The sequence below is a fragment of the Alcanivorax sp. REN37 genome (assembly GCF_041102775.1).
GTDB lineage: Bacteria > Pseudomonadota > Gammaproteobacteria > Pseudomonadales > Alcanivoracaceae > Isoalcanivorax > Isoalcanivorax beigongshangi.
This window is the reverse complement of sequence record NZ_JBGCUO010000001.1, coordinates 1909505-1923994: the sequence shown is the minus strand read 5'-3', so window position 1 is coordinate 1923994 and position 14490 is coordinate 1909505. Positions and strand designations below refer to the sequence as shown.

Genomic DNA, 14490 nt, shown 5'->3' with positions numbered 1-14490 from the left:
CCCGGTCTGATCTCGGCAAGCAAAGAAAAAGCCGCATCATGCGGCTTTTTCTTTTTCTGCCCGAGCCACGGTTTCGGTACGCCGCTCAGACGGGCTCCGGTAGCCGCCCCGGCGCTAGGAACATATCGGTCAGTTTTTGTTTGCTGGCATTGAGAATTTCTCGCTGACGTTCTGGGTCGTTACTCATGCGTGCCAACAACACTGATCCGACCAATTGGGTGATCAGGAATTGGGCGTCGGTACGGCTGCCAAGGCGCGGCGCCCAATGGGCGACAAACAGCTCATTGGCACGGTCCAGCAACGCCTGGACGTCCTGCGGTGCACGCGACAATTCCGCCGCCAACGCTGGCAGCAGGCAGCCCAGCTCCGGGTGTTGGACATGAGACAGGCTGAGGTACTGGCGCAACAGGTGTCGGAGGGACTCCGTCACCGAACCCCGCTCCGGTGTTAGTCGTGAGTGGCCGCTCAACACTTCGTTTTCTACTACCGCCGCCAGTAACGCGTTTTTGGATGGGTAATAGGCATAGAGTGCGCCGCCGGACAGGCCGGCCGCCTGCATTAACCGATCCACGCCGGTGGCACTGAAACCCTGTGCCTTGAGTACCGCCGCGCTTGCCTGCAGTAGGCGTTGGCGGGTGTGCTGCTTGTGGGTGTCGTCGTAGCGCATGGGATCAGGCTCTGCTCCGTGCTCCAAGTCGAACGAGAATGAGCCTTGGCGCGGGTTTTGTAAACGAACGTTCATGAAAGCCTTGACAAGGTGTTCGAGGGTGCACAGTGTAGCGTCCTAAACGATCGTTTAGTCATGGAGCGTGAGATGCCCGAATCAACGTCCAAACAGCCCGGTGTAGTGCTGGTGATCGGCGCCGGCGATGCCACCGGCGGTGCTATTGCCCAGCGTTTCGCTCGGGAGGGCTATACCGCCTGCGTAGTGCGTCGCGATGCCGAGAAGCTGCAGCCGCTGGTGGCGGCGATCGAGGCTGAAGGCGGTCGCGCCTACGCCTTTGGGGTGGATGCCCGCCGTGAGGAACAGGTGGTGGAGTTGATCGAAACCATCGAGCGTGACCAAGGCCCGATCGAAGTGATGGTGTTCAACATCGGTGCCAACGTACCGTCATCGATTCTCGATGAAACCGCGCGCAAGTATTTCAAGATTTGGGAAATGGCATGTTTTTCCGCTTTCCTGTGCGGCCGCGAAGTGGCTCGACGCATGGTCACCCGTGAGCGCGGCACCTTGCTGTTTACCGGCGCCACCGCCTCACTGCGTGGCGGCGCCTACTTTGGCGCTTTCGCGGGTGCTAAACATGCGCTGCGAGCGCTGGCACAGAGTATGGCCCGCGAGCTTGGTCCGCGCGGTGTGCACGTGGCCCACGTGGTGGTAGACGGCTCCATCGATACCGCCTTCATCCGTGACAATTTCCCAGACGATTACGCGCGCAAGAAGCCCCTCGACGGCGTGCTCAAGCCCGAGCACATCGCCGACAACTATTGGCATTTGCATTGCCAGCCCCGGGATGCCTGGACCCACGAGCTGGACCTGCGCCCTTACATGGAAAAATGGTGACTGGAGAGCCCGTCATGTCGCAAACACTTGAATTCATCTTTGATTTCGCCAGCCCCAACGCCTACCTGAGCCACAAGGTGCTGCCGGCGCTGGCGCAGCGTACCGGCGCCGAGCTGGTGTACACCCCGTGCCTACTGGGTGGCATTTTCAAGGCCACCGGTAACCAGGCGCCGATGCTGGCGTTCGCCGGTGTGCCAAGCAAACTGCAGTACGGGCTGTTGGAAATGCGCCGCTTTGTTGCTCGCCACCAGTTGCCGTTCCAGATGAACCCGCACTTTCCGCTCAACACTCTGCTGCTGATGCGTGGCGCGGTGGCAGCGCAGGAACTGGGTTGTTTCGAGGACTATGTCGACACCATGTTCCACTTCATGTGGGAGGCGCCGCGCAAAATGGATGATCCGCAGGTGTGGCAGCAGAGCCTGGCCGAGCGCGGGCTGCCGGCGGAGCAGCTGGCGGCGGCGGTGCAGACCGACAGCGTCAAACAAACCCTGGTTACCAATACCAGCAGTGCGGTTGAGCGCGGCGCCTTCGGTATCCCGACTTTCTTCGTCGGCAATGAAATGTGGTTTGGCAAGGAATACCTGAATGATGTCGAAGCTTACCTCACACAAGGAGCCCGCCAGTGACTCGCGACGCAGTACACCCGTTTGACCAAGCCATCACTCTCGCCGGTGACCCGGCTGGTGCTCGCGACGGCGACCTCGGCAAGGGTTACGCCAACATGGTCGGCCCGTTCGGTGGCACCATCGCTGCCGCATTGCTGCAAGCGGTGATGGAGCACCCGCAGCGGCTTGGCAATCCGATTGCCAGTACCGTCAACTTTGCCGGTCCGATCGCGGATGCACCCTTTACCGTGCGCGCTGAACCGGTACGCACCAACCGCTCCACACAGCATTGGAACCTGCTGCTGGAGCAGGGCGGACAGATTGCGGTCACCGGCAGTGTGGTGTGTGCTACCCGCCACGACAGCTGGAGTGACAACGAACGCAGTATGCCGCAGGTGGCGGCGCCAGAAACGCTGCCGATGTTCGCCAACCCGGCGTCGCCGGTGTGGACCCGTCGCTACGACCTGCGCTTTGCCAGCGGCCAGTGGGGGCTCGATCCGGTACCGCCGAGTGACTCGCAGACCCATGTGTGGGTGCGTGACGCCGAGCCGCGCCCGTTGGACTTTCTGTCGCTGATGGCGATGAGCGATGTGTTCTTCCCGCGCGTGTTTCTGCGCAAGCAGACGTTCTGCCCGGCGGGCACTATCACGTTGTCCACCTACTTCCACGCGACGCCGGACAGCCTGGCCAAGGCGGGCACTGACTATCTGCTCGGTATCGCTCAGGCGCGGCGCTTCCACCAGGGTTATTTTGATCAAGGCGCGGAGCTTTGGTCGCGTGATGGTGAACTGCTGGTGACCAGTAGTCAGATGGTCTATTTCAAGGTCTGATGAGTACCGCTTTGCAACGGCCCGGCTTTGCCGGGCTTTTTTTTGCCTGATGGAGCGCTCTGGATTGGGGCTGATTGCTTGTTCGCAGATATTGCCTCGCGCGCTAAAAGCGGTAGCATGCGTGCCGATTCAATAAAGACTAATTTGAACCTTTATTGACTCATTGGCGGTGGTTTGGATGCCAGGTGTTCATGTTGGTTGAGCGACCGGGCCATACAATCGGGATAGACGTACCGGTATTGCCACGGTGCCCTGGCCGGAGCGGCTGTGATGGGCCAAGTGGGCACCTGCACCCGCAGGCAAGGGGCAGGGTAGGACCAGAGTCTTGTTGCTTACTGCGCTAGCTCGCAGGCAGGTCCCTTCGGCGTGGCTGGGGTTAAGCGTGGTGCCGGAGCGCCGGCCGTTTTTGTCTTGCTGTGAGGCGGGGATTAGGGCCGCCTGGATTGCGAGCGCGGCGGGCGGGTCGACGCCATGTGCAGGGCCGAAAAACCGTCGGCGGTGTGCGGGGTGGAGCGACTGACTCTGTCGCTCATCAAGCCACCCATATCGCCCATGCCGCCCAGAGCGACATCCGCTCGCCACGGCACCCCGCGTTAGGGCGGAATCCGACCACATATTTTTTGCGGCGTGCAGGATCGGCTGCCTGCCGCCGCTGCAAGGTGACACTGATGACATTGGATACGGCGGATTTCCCACCGGCGCGTAGCCAGCGCAAGCTCACGTTGACGCGCAGCCAGTTGGCCGCTTGTCTGGCCGAAGATGACGGGCCTTGGCTGCTGGAAGACTGCGTGCTGGACGGTGACTTTTCCAAGCTGGTGCTGCGGGGCTGGGTGTTCCGACGTTGTCAGTTGGCCGGTTCACGCTGGACCGGTGCCGATCTGGAGCAGAGCCAGTGGCTGCAATGCCGTGGCGGTGGCAGTGATTTTCAGCGCACGGTGATGACGGAGAGCCTGCTGGTGGGGTGCGACTTCAATAATAGTCGTTGGCTGCATGCGAAGTTGCCGGCGGCGCGTTTCCATGGCTGCAAGCTGACCGGCGCTAACTTCAAAGGCATCAGTGCACTCGGTCTGGATTTTTCCGAAACGCTGCTGGTGGGTGCCGTGCTGTCCGGCCTGTCGTTCCGCAAGCAGCGGCTTGAACAACTGGACTTTTCCGACGCCGATCTGTCCGGTTGCGACTTTCGCGACGCAGTATTTGTCGGCGGCAGCCTGCGCAATGCCTACATTCCGCAGGCCGACTTCACCGGCGCTGATTTGCGTGAGGTGGCGTTGGACGGCCTGAAGATTATTGGCTCCAACGCATTTTCAAAAGCGTTGATCTCCTCATCCCAAGCGGCCACCTTGCTGGCCGAGTTCGGGTTGCGGGTCGGCTGACCCGGAGCCCGGGGCTCGGTGTTCAAAGGGCAAAGCTAAGAGCCCAGAGCCAAGAGGTCCAAAGCCCTGGGCCCTCGAAACCTCGAAACCCCGGACTCCCGGACTCCCGGACTCCCGAAACCCGAAACCCGAAACCCGAAACCCGAAACCCGAAACCCCGAAACCCCGAAACCCCGAAACCCCGAAACCCCGGAGTTCTGGGCCGGTATCATGTCCCCTGCAGCAGCGGTAGCCACCAGGCCAGTGCTGCGAGAGTGGCCAGCAGCACTGGCGGTGTGATCAGCAGGCCGATTTTCATGTATTGACCCCAGCTGATGCGGACGCCCTTGTCAGCCAGCACATGCAGCCATAGCAGCGTCGCCAGGCTGCCGATCGGTGTCAGTTTTGGACCGAGGTCGTTGCCGATTACGTTGGCGTAGATCATTAGTTCGCGCACCGCTGCGGGCACCTCGGCCTGTTCGATGGCGAGTGCGCCGAGCAGCGTGGAGGGCAAGTTATTGACCACTGATGCCAGCAGCGCGGACAGCACCCCGGTGCCGAGCGTCGCCAGCAGCGCGCCTTGCCCGGCCAGCCACTCCAGCGCCAGCGCTCCGATATGAGTCAGTCCCGCGTTACCGAGTCCGTACACCACCAGATACATGCCCACCGAGAACAGCACGATCTGCCATGGCGCTTGGGCAAGCACGCGGATCAATGGAATGCGCGCGTCGCGGCCACGCTTCCAGCCGCGCCCGGCGATGAACAGCAGCGCCAACGCGGCAGCACCGGTAATCAATGAGATCGGTACGCCATGGGGCGCGCTGACAAAATAGGCCACCAGTAACACGGCCAGCAGTGGGAACGCGGCCTTGAACACCAGCGGGTCCTTGATTGCCGTGGCCGGTGGCTCCAGCGCGCGGACCTCATAGTAGTGCGGCACCCGGCGACGGAAGGCCAACCACAGCACCACCAGCGTGGCGAGCACCGAGACCAGATTCACCGGCACCATCACCAGCGCGTAGCGATCGAAGCCGATGCCGAAGTAATTGGCACTGACGATGTTTACTAGATTGGAAATCACCAGCGGCAAGCTGGCGGTGTCGGCAATAAAGCCGGTAGCAATGATGAACGCGAACGCCGCTGCGGGAGAAAAACGCAGGCGCAGCAGGATCGCCATCACGATGGGGGTCAGTAGGAGCGCCGCGCCATCATTGGCAAACAGGGCTGAAATCAGTGCGCCAAGCAGAATCACCAGCGCGAACAAACGCCCGCCGCGGCCGCCGCCCCAGCGGCCGATGTGCAGTGCGGCCCAGGCAAAGAATCCGGCCTCATCGAGAATCAGTGAAATGATGATCAGCGCGATAAAGGTGAAGGTGGCATCCCAGACGATCTGCCAGACCAGCCCTACATCGCTCCACTGCACCACGCCGACTAGCAGTGCGACCAGTGCGCCGCCCAAGGCGCTCCAGCCAATGCCCAGCTCTCTTGGTTGCCAGATCACCAGTGTCAGGGTGACCACAAAAATCGCTATCGCCAGCATGGCTATATCCGTTTAAAGCTGAGGTTGGTTGACGCGGCGCGAGACGGCCTCGGCCGTTTCGACCCGTTCTGAGTAGCGATCGCTGAGGTAGGCGGTGCGGCTGCGAGTGAGCCAGGTGAACTTCACTAACTCTTCACACACGTCCACCACGCGCAGGTAAAGCGGTGACGGCTTCAAGCGGTCATGGTCATCGAACTCGGTGAAGGCCTTGGGAATCGATGACTGGTTGGGGAGGGTCAGCATGCGCATCCAACGACCGAGGATGCGCATCTGGTTCACCGCATTGAAGCTTTGGCTGCCGCCGGACACCTCCATCACCGCTAAGGTCTTGCCTTGGGTGGGGCGTACGCCGCCGAGCGCCAACGGGATCCAATCGATCTGCGCTTTCATGATGGCGGTCATGGCGCCGTGACGTTCCGGGCTGACCCACAACATCCCCTCCGCCCATTGCGTCAGTTCGCGCAGCGTTTGCACCTTCGGGTGCGCAGCGTCCGCGTCATCTGGCAGTGGTAATCCAGAGGGGTCGAAGGTGCGCACTTCCGCGCCGTACCAGCGCAGCAGGCGCGCGGCTTCCTCTGACAACAAGCGTGAAAATGAGCGCGGCCGCACGGAACCGTACAGCACCAACAAACGTGGCGGATGGCGCGGGTCGCCCGGTGCCACCAACGCATCCACGTTGATCGGGTGCAGTTGTACCGGGTCGATGTTGGGCAGGTCTGGCAGCCTATTCGTGCTCACAGAGGCGGCTCCGGCCAGTGCACCACCTCGCCGTCTTCCTTGGTAAAAATCGCCACCGGAGTGGCCAGCAATGCCAACACCGCTTCCGAAGGGCGGCACAGGCGAGCGCCCCGGGCGGTCACCACGATCGGGCGGTTGATCAAGATCGGGTGCGCGATCATGGCATCAATCAACTGGTCGTCGCTGAGCTCGGGATTGTCCAATTTGAGAGCGTCGTAGGGCGTGCCCTTCTGCCGTAGCAAGGCGCGCGGGGTGATGTCCATCAATGACAACAGTTGTTGCAGGCGGGCGCGATCAGGAGGGTTGATCAGGTATTCGATCACGTCCGGTTGTTCGCCGGATGCTTGCATCATTGCCAAGGTGTTGCGCGACGTGGCGCAAGCCGGGTTGTGGTAGATCAGGGGGCGCATCAGCGGTGGTCCTCTTTTAGGGAGAGCTCGGCATCGCACTGGGTGGGTGCTAGTGATGTGCAGAGCTCGGGGTGACCGGCGCAGCAATCGCGTACCAAAAATTGCAGCAGCGCCTGCATCTGCGCCAGGTTGGCGCGGTAAATAATCGAGCGGCTGTGCCGCTGAGAGCTGACTAATCCGGCGCGGTGCAGCACCGCCAAATGTGCTGACATGGTGTTGTGCGGCACCCCCAGCCGGCGCGCAATGTCACCGGCGGGCAGCCCGACCGGTTCTTCGCGTACCAGCAACTGAAAGGCGTCGAGGCGCGTCTCCTGAGACAGCGCAGCAAAACTGGCGAGAGCCTGTGTATTGTCCATTTGTCGAATATTATAGACATGATGTTGAGGCGTCAACGTGATGCCGATCGGAAGCCGATGGGCTCATATCTTGGAGGGCGGCTGATTAGGGTGCGAACTGGGGAAGGGCGATTACCTCGATCCGGCGTGCGAAACAGCCGGGTGCCAAAGCGCTGTCGCGGTCAGGGTTGCAGAAAATATTGGCGTAGTCGAAGCCGTGCTCGCCGCGTAGTTCTTTCGGATCGATGGCGAGCCACCCAGCTGGCCCAAAATCGAGAACGCTCACCCCCATGCAGTACGACCGCATCCTGGGGAGTGGCCAGCAGTTGTGGCACTGTCATCTAGCAAGCCGCCCTGTGCTGCGAGCTCCAAGCCAGAGCATCGAAAACCACTATTCCAGCGATGTTAGTTGTGGCCTGGAGTTGACGCGTGGTGAGTGAGGCAAGATCTCATGACTATCTGGGCGGGTAAGCGGGCGTGCCGTCGCCATCCTGCTTCGGTGCGCCATCTTCCGTAACCGGCTGCAGACCGTGCTCAAGTGCGGCGGCGGCGAGTAGCGCGACAAGAGGTGCGGACACCGGTTTGCCGGTCTTCCATGACTTTCCGGATTCCCACTGCTGATATGTATTGAGCGCTACGCCTAATGCAGTGGCCGCTTCACGCTGCGTCATACACAGGCGGGCGCGCCAGATAGATAATGCTTTATTCATGTGTTGTCCCACAGAGCAGGCGTCCAGGTCTTTTGACCGACATGCTAACGCCTTGTCACTAGCTTGGCTGGTCGGCGGGAGCGAAGTACAAAGCTGAAAGCCAGAAACAAGAAAACCGACGTAAAGTCGGGCTGATTGCTGGCTTATATACCCCAGTTCCCGATCTGTACCCCAAGGGTTGGCGGGCGCTTACGCAGAGAACTACTAGAAATGGTGCCGTTGAGAGGAATCGAACCTCCGACCTACTGATTACGAATCAGTTGCTCTACCAACTGAGCTACAACGGCCCGGACCGTACCGATAGGCGGTGGCGGCGAGGTCGGCAAGTGTAGACGCCGGGGCGGTGCGCTTCAAGAGCAGGGTGGCGGCGGGCGAGATTGGCGGTGACTGGGGGGCGCGGTTGAGCGGTGAAACAAGGGCAGTCTGTGAGTGGTGTGGGTTTAACGGCAGCATGGTTTAAGGGCAGCATGCGGCCGCTCTACTAGCGCGGAGGGCAGAGCAGAGAGTGGGGGCGAGATGATCAGCTGGCTTTGCAGATGATCCTAACTGGTAAGCGTTTTATTCGAGTTTCAATGGCGCAAGCTAACGAAGTCTGGTGAGCCAGTAAGAGTTCCTCTTATTGGGCGCTTGCGCCACCTTTTGTGCGAATGAGCACTGGACTCCGACTCCGACTCGGTTCAAGCGGGCGACACCCAACCTAGTGGCCGTTGTCATCTCGCTGACACCAAGCAGCCATAGCGTAAATGTGTTGCCGCAGGCGCGGGCGTCAGTCGAGGGGCCCGGTGAGCCAGTACCGCGTCGGCTTCCGAGACGCGGAAGTCGGTGGCATCGCACCGGAGGCTGCGTAAACGGATGACATTGCTTGCCGCTGTACTCTATTTCCTCAATAACCACTCCCTGCTTTCATTGGCGCTGTTGGCCGCGATCGCCTTCGTCATCGGCGGGTTGCTGCGTCTCCGCTCCGGCAACACCCGCTGGTGGTCACTGGGGGTGGTTGGTCTCGTTCTTGGCTCGATCAATGTGTTCGCCGGGTCAGCCGTGAACGCTTTGTTCCTGAATGCTGCGGGCACAGTTGGCAGTGCGGTGATCACGGCCTCGGAACAGACCGGATCCCAGCGCAATGAACGCTTCATCAATGCCTACCGAGGGGTGCTGACCACCGCCTCGGGGGATGATGTGCTGTTCAGTTTCGACTCCACCAGTGCCAGCGTTTATCCGCTCAGCAGCTCTGTGGCCATTCCGCCACTGGGTGAGCGATTCGTGGTGAAGTACGTGCCGGGGTTCGAGCGCAACGTGGTGATCATGGCGGAGCAGTCTGAGTTCGGCCGGCGTTACGCCATGACCCAGGCCCAGCAACCGGTGGAACAAGCTAGGCGTCAGTGGCAAGCCAGCCCTGCGAATCCTGAATTTCGTGAAGGCTACCGGCAGGCGCTGCGCGTGTTCCTCTTGCACCACGGCGAGCAGGCCCCGAATGCCCTGGTGGCCAGTTATCGCCGCGCGCTCAGTGAGCTGGAGTCATCCGCGCATAGCAGAGAGGACGACTGATGGCGCCTGACCATGGCCTGCACCTAAACCGAGAACAACAGGCCGCGCGCCGCGTCTACCACCGAGAGCTGGTCAAGGCTTTACGTCGCGTCGCCAAGGGCAGTGAGTGGCGGGTGGTGCAGGATAGCCTGTTCAAGGAGCAAGACGGCTGGCTAGTGTGTTGCCGCCCGGAAGTGGGCATCGTCGAGGCGGTTACGCGCTTGGTGGTGACGCTAAAGCCGATGGCTCTTGATCCACTGTTCTGGGATGTGATGGGTCTGGCGGACAACCACCAGCAACCGCTGTCCTTCCGTGTCACCGGCGCTTGGGTTTGCCCGGCCTTGGAGCAAAGCAGCCCAGTGCTGCCAGAGCTTGCTGATCCGCAGCAGATGGCAGCGGCCTGCTTGCAGCAGGCACAGCAGTGCGGAGCGGCGATTGTGAGCGGCGCTAATCTGGAAGATTTCGCCGCGGGATGCTTGCAACAAAGTGCCGATCAGTCAGGCCTGATCGCCAGCGCTGTGATGGCGCTGGTGTTGCTGGACCAACGCGATGCGGCTTTGGCGGTGTGCCGGGAAGCCGCCGAGCGTTTTGAGAGTGGTGGATTTGTGCTGCAGCAGCGTCCCTTCGTTGATGTCGCCGGCGAGTGGCTGGCGGCGGGGCGAACGCAGGCCTAGGCGTCGATTGCGAGGCAATCAGCTTGGGTTACCGGTGGAAATCAGGGGCGGCGAATCATTGAGCGGACCTCTTCGCGCCGAAGCCACGGGCTCTATCCTGAGAATGGGCGTGCTGTTCGCAGGTATCTCTCTGTCACTGGTAGTTCGACAGGTCTAGGGATGGAGTCACCTGGGTGTGAGCGAGCAAACTGTCGCACTGATTGAGCAACCTATTTGCTCGCAGAAGGAGGGGGTGGTTTACCTGTCCACCACAGAACCACAGAACCACAGAACCACAGAATCACGGAACTACGGAACTACGGAACTACGGAACCACGGAACTAGAGGACTACAGGATCACAGAACCAGAGGATTGGAGAGCTTGAGGACTAGAAAACCAGCGGCAGCACGCTTTGGCGCCTCTTGTTTCTAGATGCTTAGATTTTGAGCGAAGGCCACAACCGGCAGAGCGCATCAAAAAAATGCCGTTGGCCGTTGGCCGATGACGCGGCGCGTACTATTGGCCACTGTTACCCGCCACACTGTCGAATCGCCGGAGGCGATGAGGCGTGCGCAATCCGTTGACTCCACCGTCTGTGGCTGCGACTTCGCAGCAGCAGGATAGGTCAGCTGCTGCAGCCTCCTGCGCGATCCGCACTCTGGCGCTGTAAACGGCATTGACCGCACTCCAGGCACCAACCTCAGCAGATGGCTCGCTCAAGCTAGCGAGCCATCGCCCGCCAGCACCACATTGTTTTCAAACAGCGCCTGATGGCGGGGATCGTGGGTGACTACGATCAGGATGCGGTCAGCAAAGGCGGCCAGCAGTCGTTCCATCAGCAGCGCCGCAGTGCGTTGGTCAAGGCCGGTCAACGGCTCATCCAGCAGTACCACGGGCGCATCGCGTAGTAGCAAACGCGCCAGCGCCAAGCGGCGCCCCTGGCCGCCGGACAGGTGCAGGCCCTCCGGGCCGATCCACAAATCCAGCCCGCCACGCTCACGTACCAGCTCGGCCAGTTCTACCTGCTCCAATACCGACCACAGTTGTTCGTCGCTGGCATCGGCGCGCGCCAGCCGCAAGTTTTCGGCCAGCGTGCCGGTGAATACATGCTGGCCCTGTAGCATCAGGGAAAATGCATTTCGCCACGCGTGCGGGTCAGCATCGTGCTGCGCCAGATCATCCAGCTGAATGACGCCGTGGCCGGCTTGCAGTCCCATCAGCTGGTGCAGCAGCGTGGATTTGCCGCTGCCACTGGCACCGATCAGTGCCAGCGGCGTACCGCGCCGTACGCTGAAGTCGAGCGGGCCGTAGAGCGGAGCACTGTTCGGCCAGGCAAACTGCAAACCGCTGACGGATAAGCGGTCCGGGTGTTGCGGTACGCCGCTGCCGAGGCAGGGTGACGGTGTCACCGGGCTCTGCTCGATCTCACGCAAGCGGCGTACCGCCTGGCCGGTGGCTGGCATGCGTTGCGCGCTGGCGGCGAGCGGTTGCAAAATTTCTGCGGCACCCAGCACCAGCAGAGTGGCCGCCAAGGCCATTGGGGCGGCCAGCTCGCCGGCCAGCACCTGGCGGGCCAGCACTGCCATCAGCAGCACTGCGGTGCCTTGCACCATGAATTGAATCCACACCGTGGTGCCGGCCTGACGCGCGGCGAGGCGGGTTTCGATCTGCGCCAGTGCATCAAAATGACCGTGCCACTGACGTAGCAGCGGCGCCCGTTGGCGTAAGCTGATCAGCTCTGGCAGGCCGCGTAGCGCTTGGATCAGTTGGCTGCGCACGCGGTCGCGGTGGCGTGCCTCGGCCGCCAGTGCCGGCGCCGCGGCGCGTTTCAGCCGCCACAGCAGTAGCGTGGTGAGTGCAATCAGCGTCAGCATCAACGCTGCCATGGCGGGACCGACCATCAGGCTGCCCACGGCCAACAGTACCACCGCCATCGCCAGTGCCACGCGCAGCGGTTGCTGCTGGCCCAGCCAGGCCTGTTCCAAGCGTTCAACGTCGCCCAGCAGACGTTCCAACAGCTCACCGCTACTCAGTCGCGACAGCGGTCCCGGGATGCGTTCCAACAGCGCCGCGAACAGTCGTGTGCGCAAGCTCTGCATCACCGTAAAGGTGGCGTTGTGGCTGATCAGACGCTCGAAATAGCGCGACACGGTGCGGGTAATGGCCAACGCACGGATGCCGCTGCTTGGTTGCAGCAGATTGAAACTCACCGCCGCTGACACCGAAGTGAGTCCGGCTAGGGCGGCGGCGGCAATGAACCAGCCCGACAGGGCCAACAAGGTGGTGCCGGCAAGGGCGGTGACCAATGCCAGCAGCGCGCCACCGGTCAGGGGCCAACGGGCTTCACGGTACAGTTCCCGCAACCAGCGGCGGTCTTGGCGGGCTTCAGACATGGCGCACGTCCTCCTCGCTGAGCGGGAGCCACAGCGTGCGGTCGGCAATGCTGCCGCACAGCTCGGAATGGGTGGCGATCACCAGCGTACGCTGACCCTTGAGGCGCGCGAGGTGGGCGACGATCTGTTGTTCCAACTGCGGGTCCAGCTCAGCGGTGGGTTCGTCCAGCAGGAGCACTGGCGCTGGGCTGAGCAGGGCACGTGCCAGCGCCAAACGGCGCAACTGGCCGCCAGACAACCCGCCGCCGAACTCGCTGACCGGCGTCGACAGTCCCAGCGGCAGCCGGTCCAGCGCCACCGCAGCGAGGACGGTGTGCAGTGCCGCGTCATCGGCCTCGGGAGCGGCCAGCCGCAGATTGTCGGCCAACGAACCGGGCACGACCCATGGGTGCTGGCCGGCCCAGCCGAGGCTGCCCTGATCGAGCAGGGCGGCGCTGGCAGGGAGGTCATCCCAGCGGATGTCGCCGCGGTCGGCCGGCAGCAGTCCCGCTAGCAGCCGCAATAAAGTGGTCTTGCCGGCACCGCTGTCGCCGCGCAGCACCAAGCATTCGCCGGCAGACAGTTGCAGCGACAGTCGCTCAAATAACGGTTTTGCGGCCCCGGACGGAGTAAACGCCAGTTGTTCCAGCGTCAGCCCCGGAGCAGCCGATAGCGCCTGGCTCGGGGCGTCAGTGGCGTGTTGCTGCAAGCGCGGGGCAAGGGCGTCCGCAGCAGCGATGCCGGCGGCCCGCTCATGGTAGCCGGCTGCCAGCTGGCGCAGCGGCTGGTAGAACTCCGGCGCCAACGCCAGCAGGAACATGCCGGTGCCAAAGGTCAGCGACGGGCCGGGGCCGAAGGCCACCAAGTCCAGCAGGTGCAGGCCGACATACACGGCCACCAGCGCCACGGCCAGGGCCGAGAACAACTCCAGCACCGCCGAACTGAGGAAGGCAATGCGCAGCACTTTCATGGTGTGGTCGCGGAACGCGCCGCTGGCTTTGTGGACGCTTTCGACTTCCGCTTTTTCGCGACCGAACACACGTAGGGTGAGGGCGCCGCGCACGCGGTCGATGAAATAGCCGCCGAGAAATTCAAGGCTGCGTAGCTGTTGGTCAGCAGCCCGTTGGGCGCCGGTGCCCACCAAGATCATGAACAGCGGGATCAGCGGCGCGGTGATCAGGAACACTAGCCCGACGACCCAATCGACGCTGAAGGCCACCGCCAGGAACAAGATGGTGGCAACGCCGCCCACCGACTGCTGCACCGCGTAGCCGCCGTGATAAGCGCCCACGGCGCGGGTGTGTTCCAGCAGTAATGTGCTCAGTGTGCCGGGCGCGTCATCACGTGCCGGCCGGTACAACAGCGCCTCCGCCACCTCGCTGCGCACGCCACGGGTGACGCGCGCCGCCACGGTGGCGCTAGCGAGCGAGCGTGCCGAACCGGCCGCCACCCGTACCAGCAGCAGCGCCGCCAAAGCCAGCGCCGGCTGCAGGATGGCGCCATCGCCGGTGACCACGGTGGCAGCCAGCCACGCCAGCAGTGCCGCCTGCAGCACCGCGAACACTGCATCGAGGCACGCCAGCCATCGCAAGCGGTGACGGGCGTTGCCAGCCAGCAGGGCTTGTTGGCGCAACCACTGTTTCGCGGTTGCCGGGGGCGTGTCGGGTGCAGGTGAAGAATGTGCGTGCATCGAGTTGGCGGTCGTCCTGGTAAGCGGCGTTACTGCGGCCTCATGGCCCCAGGCAGGGAGGCCCATGGTAGCCGCACCAGCGCCGCGACTCATCTTTCCTTTGCTGCCGGCTGGTTGCCGCAGGTGGTGAAAGCGTCAGCAGCGGCGTTTTGCCGCACCCTAGCGGTGA

General features: G+C 62.5%; 15 protein-coding genes and 1 tRNA gene. 6 read left to right on the top strand and 10 right to left on the bottom strand.

The features are described 5' to 3' along the window. Nucleotides 1–85: 85 nt before the first annotated feature. Complete coding sequence (locus AB5I84_RS08720) at nt 86–742, bottom strand: TetR/AcrR family transcriptional regulator (protein WP_369455466.1); 657 nt, start codon at nt 740–742, stop codon at nt 86–88. A gap of 72 nt (nt 743–814) precedes the next feature. Between AB5I84_RS08720 and AB5I84_RS08715 the strand changes: the two genes are divergently transcribed. From AB5I84_RS08715 to AB5I84_RS08700, 4 genes are all read left to right on the top strand, one after another. After that, the gene (locus tag AB5I84_RS08715) at nt 815–1561 is read left to right on the top strand and encodes an SDR family oxidoreductase (protein ID WP_369455465.1); all 747 of its coding nucleotides are present in this window, start codon (nt 815–817) and stop codon (nt 1559–1561) included. Nucleotides 1562–1575: 14 nt separating this feature from the next. After that, nucleotides 1576–2187: a 2-hydroxychromene-2-carboxylate isomerase gene (locus AB5I84_RS08710; protein ID WP_369455464.1), complete on the top strand. Its 612-nt coding sequence runs from the start codon at nt 1576–1578 to the stop codon at nt 2185–2187. Beyond that, nucleotides 2184–2996: an acyl-CoA thioesterase gene (locus AB5I84_RS08705; protein ID WP_369455463.1), complete on the top strand. Its 813-nt coding sequence runs from the start codon at nt 2184–2186 to the stop codon at nt 2994–2996. The genes AB5I84_RS08710 and AB5I84_RS08705 overlap by 4 nt, the downstream gene beginning before the upstream one ends. A gap of 668 nt (nt 2997–3664) precedes the next feature. Further along, on the top strand, nt 3665–4369 hold the full coding sequence (locus AB5I84_RS08700; protein WP_369455462.1) for a pentapeptide repeat-containing protein: 705 nt from the start codon (nt 3665–3667) through the stop codon (nt 4367–4369). 208 nt (nt 4370–4577) lie between these two features. Here the strand turns inward: AB5I84_RS08700 and AB5I84_RS08695 are convergent, their stop codons facing one another. The 7 genes from AB5I84_RS08695 to AB5I84_RS08665 form a co-directional block, all read right to left on the bottom strand. Then, nucleotides 4578–5888, bottom strand: coding sequence for an arsenic transporter (locus AB5I84_RS08695; protein ID WP_369455461.1), 1311 nt, complete (start codon nt 5886–5888; stop codon nt 4578–4580). Nucleotides 5889–5900: 12 nt separating this feature from the next. Beyond that, nucleotides 5901–6626 (bottom strand): arsenical resistance protein ArsH, encoded by a 726-nt coding sequence (gene arsH, locus AB5I84_RS08690; protein WP_369455460.1) that lies wholly within the window; start codon nt 6624–6626, stop codon nt 5901–5903. Beyond that, on the bottom strand, nt 6623–7036 hold the full coding sequence (gene arsC, locus AB5I84_RS08685; RefSeq protein ID WP_369455459.1) for an arsenate reductase (glutaredoxin): 414 nt from the start codon (nt 7034–7036) through the stop codon (nt 6623–6625). Before arsC ends, arsH begins: the two co-directional genes overlap by 4 nt. After that, on the bottom strand, nt 7036–7428 hold the full coding sequence (locus AB5I84_RS08680) for an ArsR/SmtB family transcription factor (protein ID WP_439650198.1): 393 nt from the start codon (nt 7426–7428) through the stop codon (nt 7036–7038). Before AB5I84_RS08680 ends, arsC begins: the two co-directional genes overlap by 1 nt. A 49-nt stretch (nt 7429–7477) precedes the next feature. After that, a complete protein-coding gene (locus tag AB5I84_RS08675; RefSeq protein WP_369455458.1) occupies nt 7478–7663 on the bottom strand; it encodes an aminoglycoside phosphotransferase family protein in 186 nt (61 codons plus the stop codon). A gap of 163 nt (nt 7664–7826) precedes the next feature. Continuing rightward, nucleotides 7827–8081: a helix-turn-helix domain-containing protein gene (locus AB5I84_RS08670; protein ID WP_369455457.1), complete on the bottom strand. Its 255-nt coding sequence runs from the start codon at nt 8079–8081 to the stop codon at nt 7827–7829. 211 nt (nt 8082–8292) lie between these two features. Continuing rightward, nucleotides 8293–8368, bottom strand: a tRNA-Thr gene (locus tag AB5I84_RS08665). 565 nt (nt 8369–8933) lie between these two features. Between AB5I84_RS08665 and AB5I84_RS08660 the strand changes: the two genes are divergently transcribed. Then, on the top strand, nt 8934–9626 hold the full coding sequence (locus AB5I84_RS08660) for a hypothetical protein (RefSeq protein ID WP_369455456.1): 693 nt from the start codon (nt 8934–8936) through the stop codon (nt 9624–9626). Continuing rightward, nucleotides 9626–10279, top strand: coding sequence for a hypothetical protein (locus AB5I84_RS08655; protein ID WP_369455455.1), 654 nt, complete (start codon nt 9626–9628; stop codon nt 10277–10279). Before AB5I84_RS08660 ends, AB5I84_RS08655 begins: the two co-directional genes overlap by 1 nt. 696 nt (nt 10280–10975) lie before the next feature. On the opposite strand, the gene cydC is transcribed toward AB5I84_RS08655, so the two are convergent. Together cydC and cydD are read right to left on the bottom strand one after the other, a co-directional pair. Further along, the gene (gene cydC, locus AB5I84_RS08650) at nt 10976–12652 is read right to left on the bottom strand and encodes a thiol reductant ABC exporter subunit CydC (protein WP_369455454.1); all 1677 of its coding nucleotides are present in this window, start codon (nt 12650–12652) and stop codon (nt 10976–10978) included. After that, nucleotides 12645–14264 (bottom strand): thiol reductant ABC exporter subunit CydD, encoded by a 1620-nt coding sequence (gene cydD, locus AB5I84_RS08645; RefSeq protein ID WP_369455453.1) that lies wholly within the window; start codon nt 14262–14264, stop codon nt 12645–12647. Before cydD ends, cydC begins: the two co-directional genes overlap by 8 nt. Nucleotides 14265–14490 lie beyond the last annotated feature (226 nt).

Coding starts and splice junctions, on each gene's coding strand:
- AB5I84_RS08720 (WP_369455466.1), bottom strand. CDS start 742: ATGAACGTTCGTTTACAAAACCCGCGCCAAGGCTCATTCTCGTTCGAC.
- AB5I84_RS08715 (WP_369455465.1), top strand. CDS start 815: ATGCCCGAATCAACGTCCAAACAGCCCGGTGTAGTGCTGGTGATCGGC.
- AB5I84_RS08710 (WP_369455464.1), top strand. CDS start 1,576: ATGTCGCAAACACTTGAATTCATCTTTGATTTCGCCAGCCCCAACGCC.
- AB5I84_RS08700 (WP_369455462.1), top strand. CDS start 3,665: ATGACATTGGATACGGCGGATTTCCCACCGGCGCGTAGCCAGCGCAAG.
- AB5I84_RS08695 (WP_369455461.1), bottom strand. CDS start 5,888: ATGCTGGCGATAGCGATTTTTGTGGTCACCCTGACACTGGTGATCTGG.
- arsC (WP_369455459.1), bottom strand. CDS start 7,036: ATGCGCCCCCTGATCTACCACAACCCGGCTTGCGCCACGTCGCGCAAC.
- AB5I84_RS08675 (WP_369455458.1), bottom strand. CDS start 7,663: ATGGGGGTGAGCGTTCTCGATTTTGGGCCAGCTGGGTGGCTCGCCATC.
- AB5I84_RS08670 (WP_369455457.1), bottom strand. CDS start 8,081: ATGAATAAAGCATTATCTATCTGGCGCGCCCGCCTGTGTATGACGCAG.
- AB5I84_RS08660 (WP_369455456.1), top strand. CDS start 8,934: ATGACATTGCTTGCCGCTGTACTCTATTTCCTCAATAACCACTCCCTG.
- AB5I84_RS08655 (WP_369455455.1), top strand. CDS start 9,626: ATGGCGCCTGACCATGGCCTGCACCTAAACCGAGAACAACAGGCCGCG.
- cydC (WP_369455454.1), bottom strand. CDS start 12,652: ATGTCTGAAGCCCGCCAAGACCGCCGCTGGTTGCGGGAACTGTACCGT.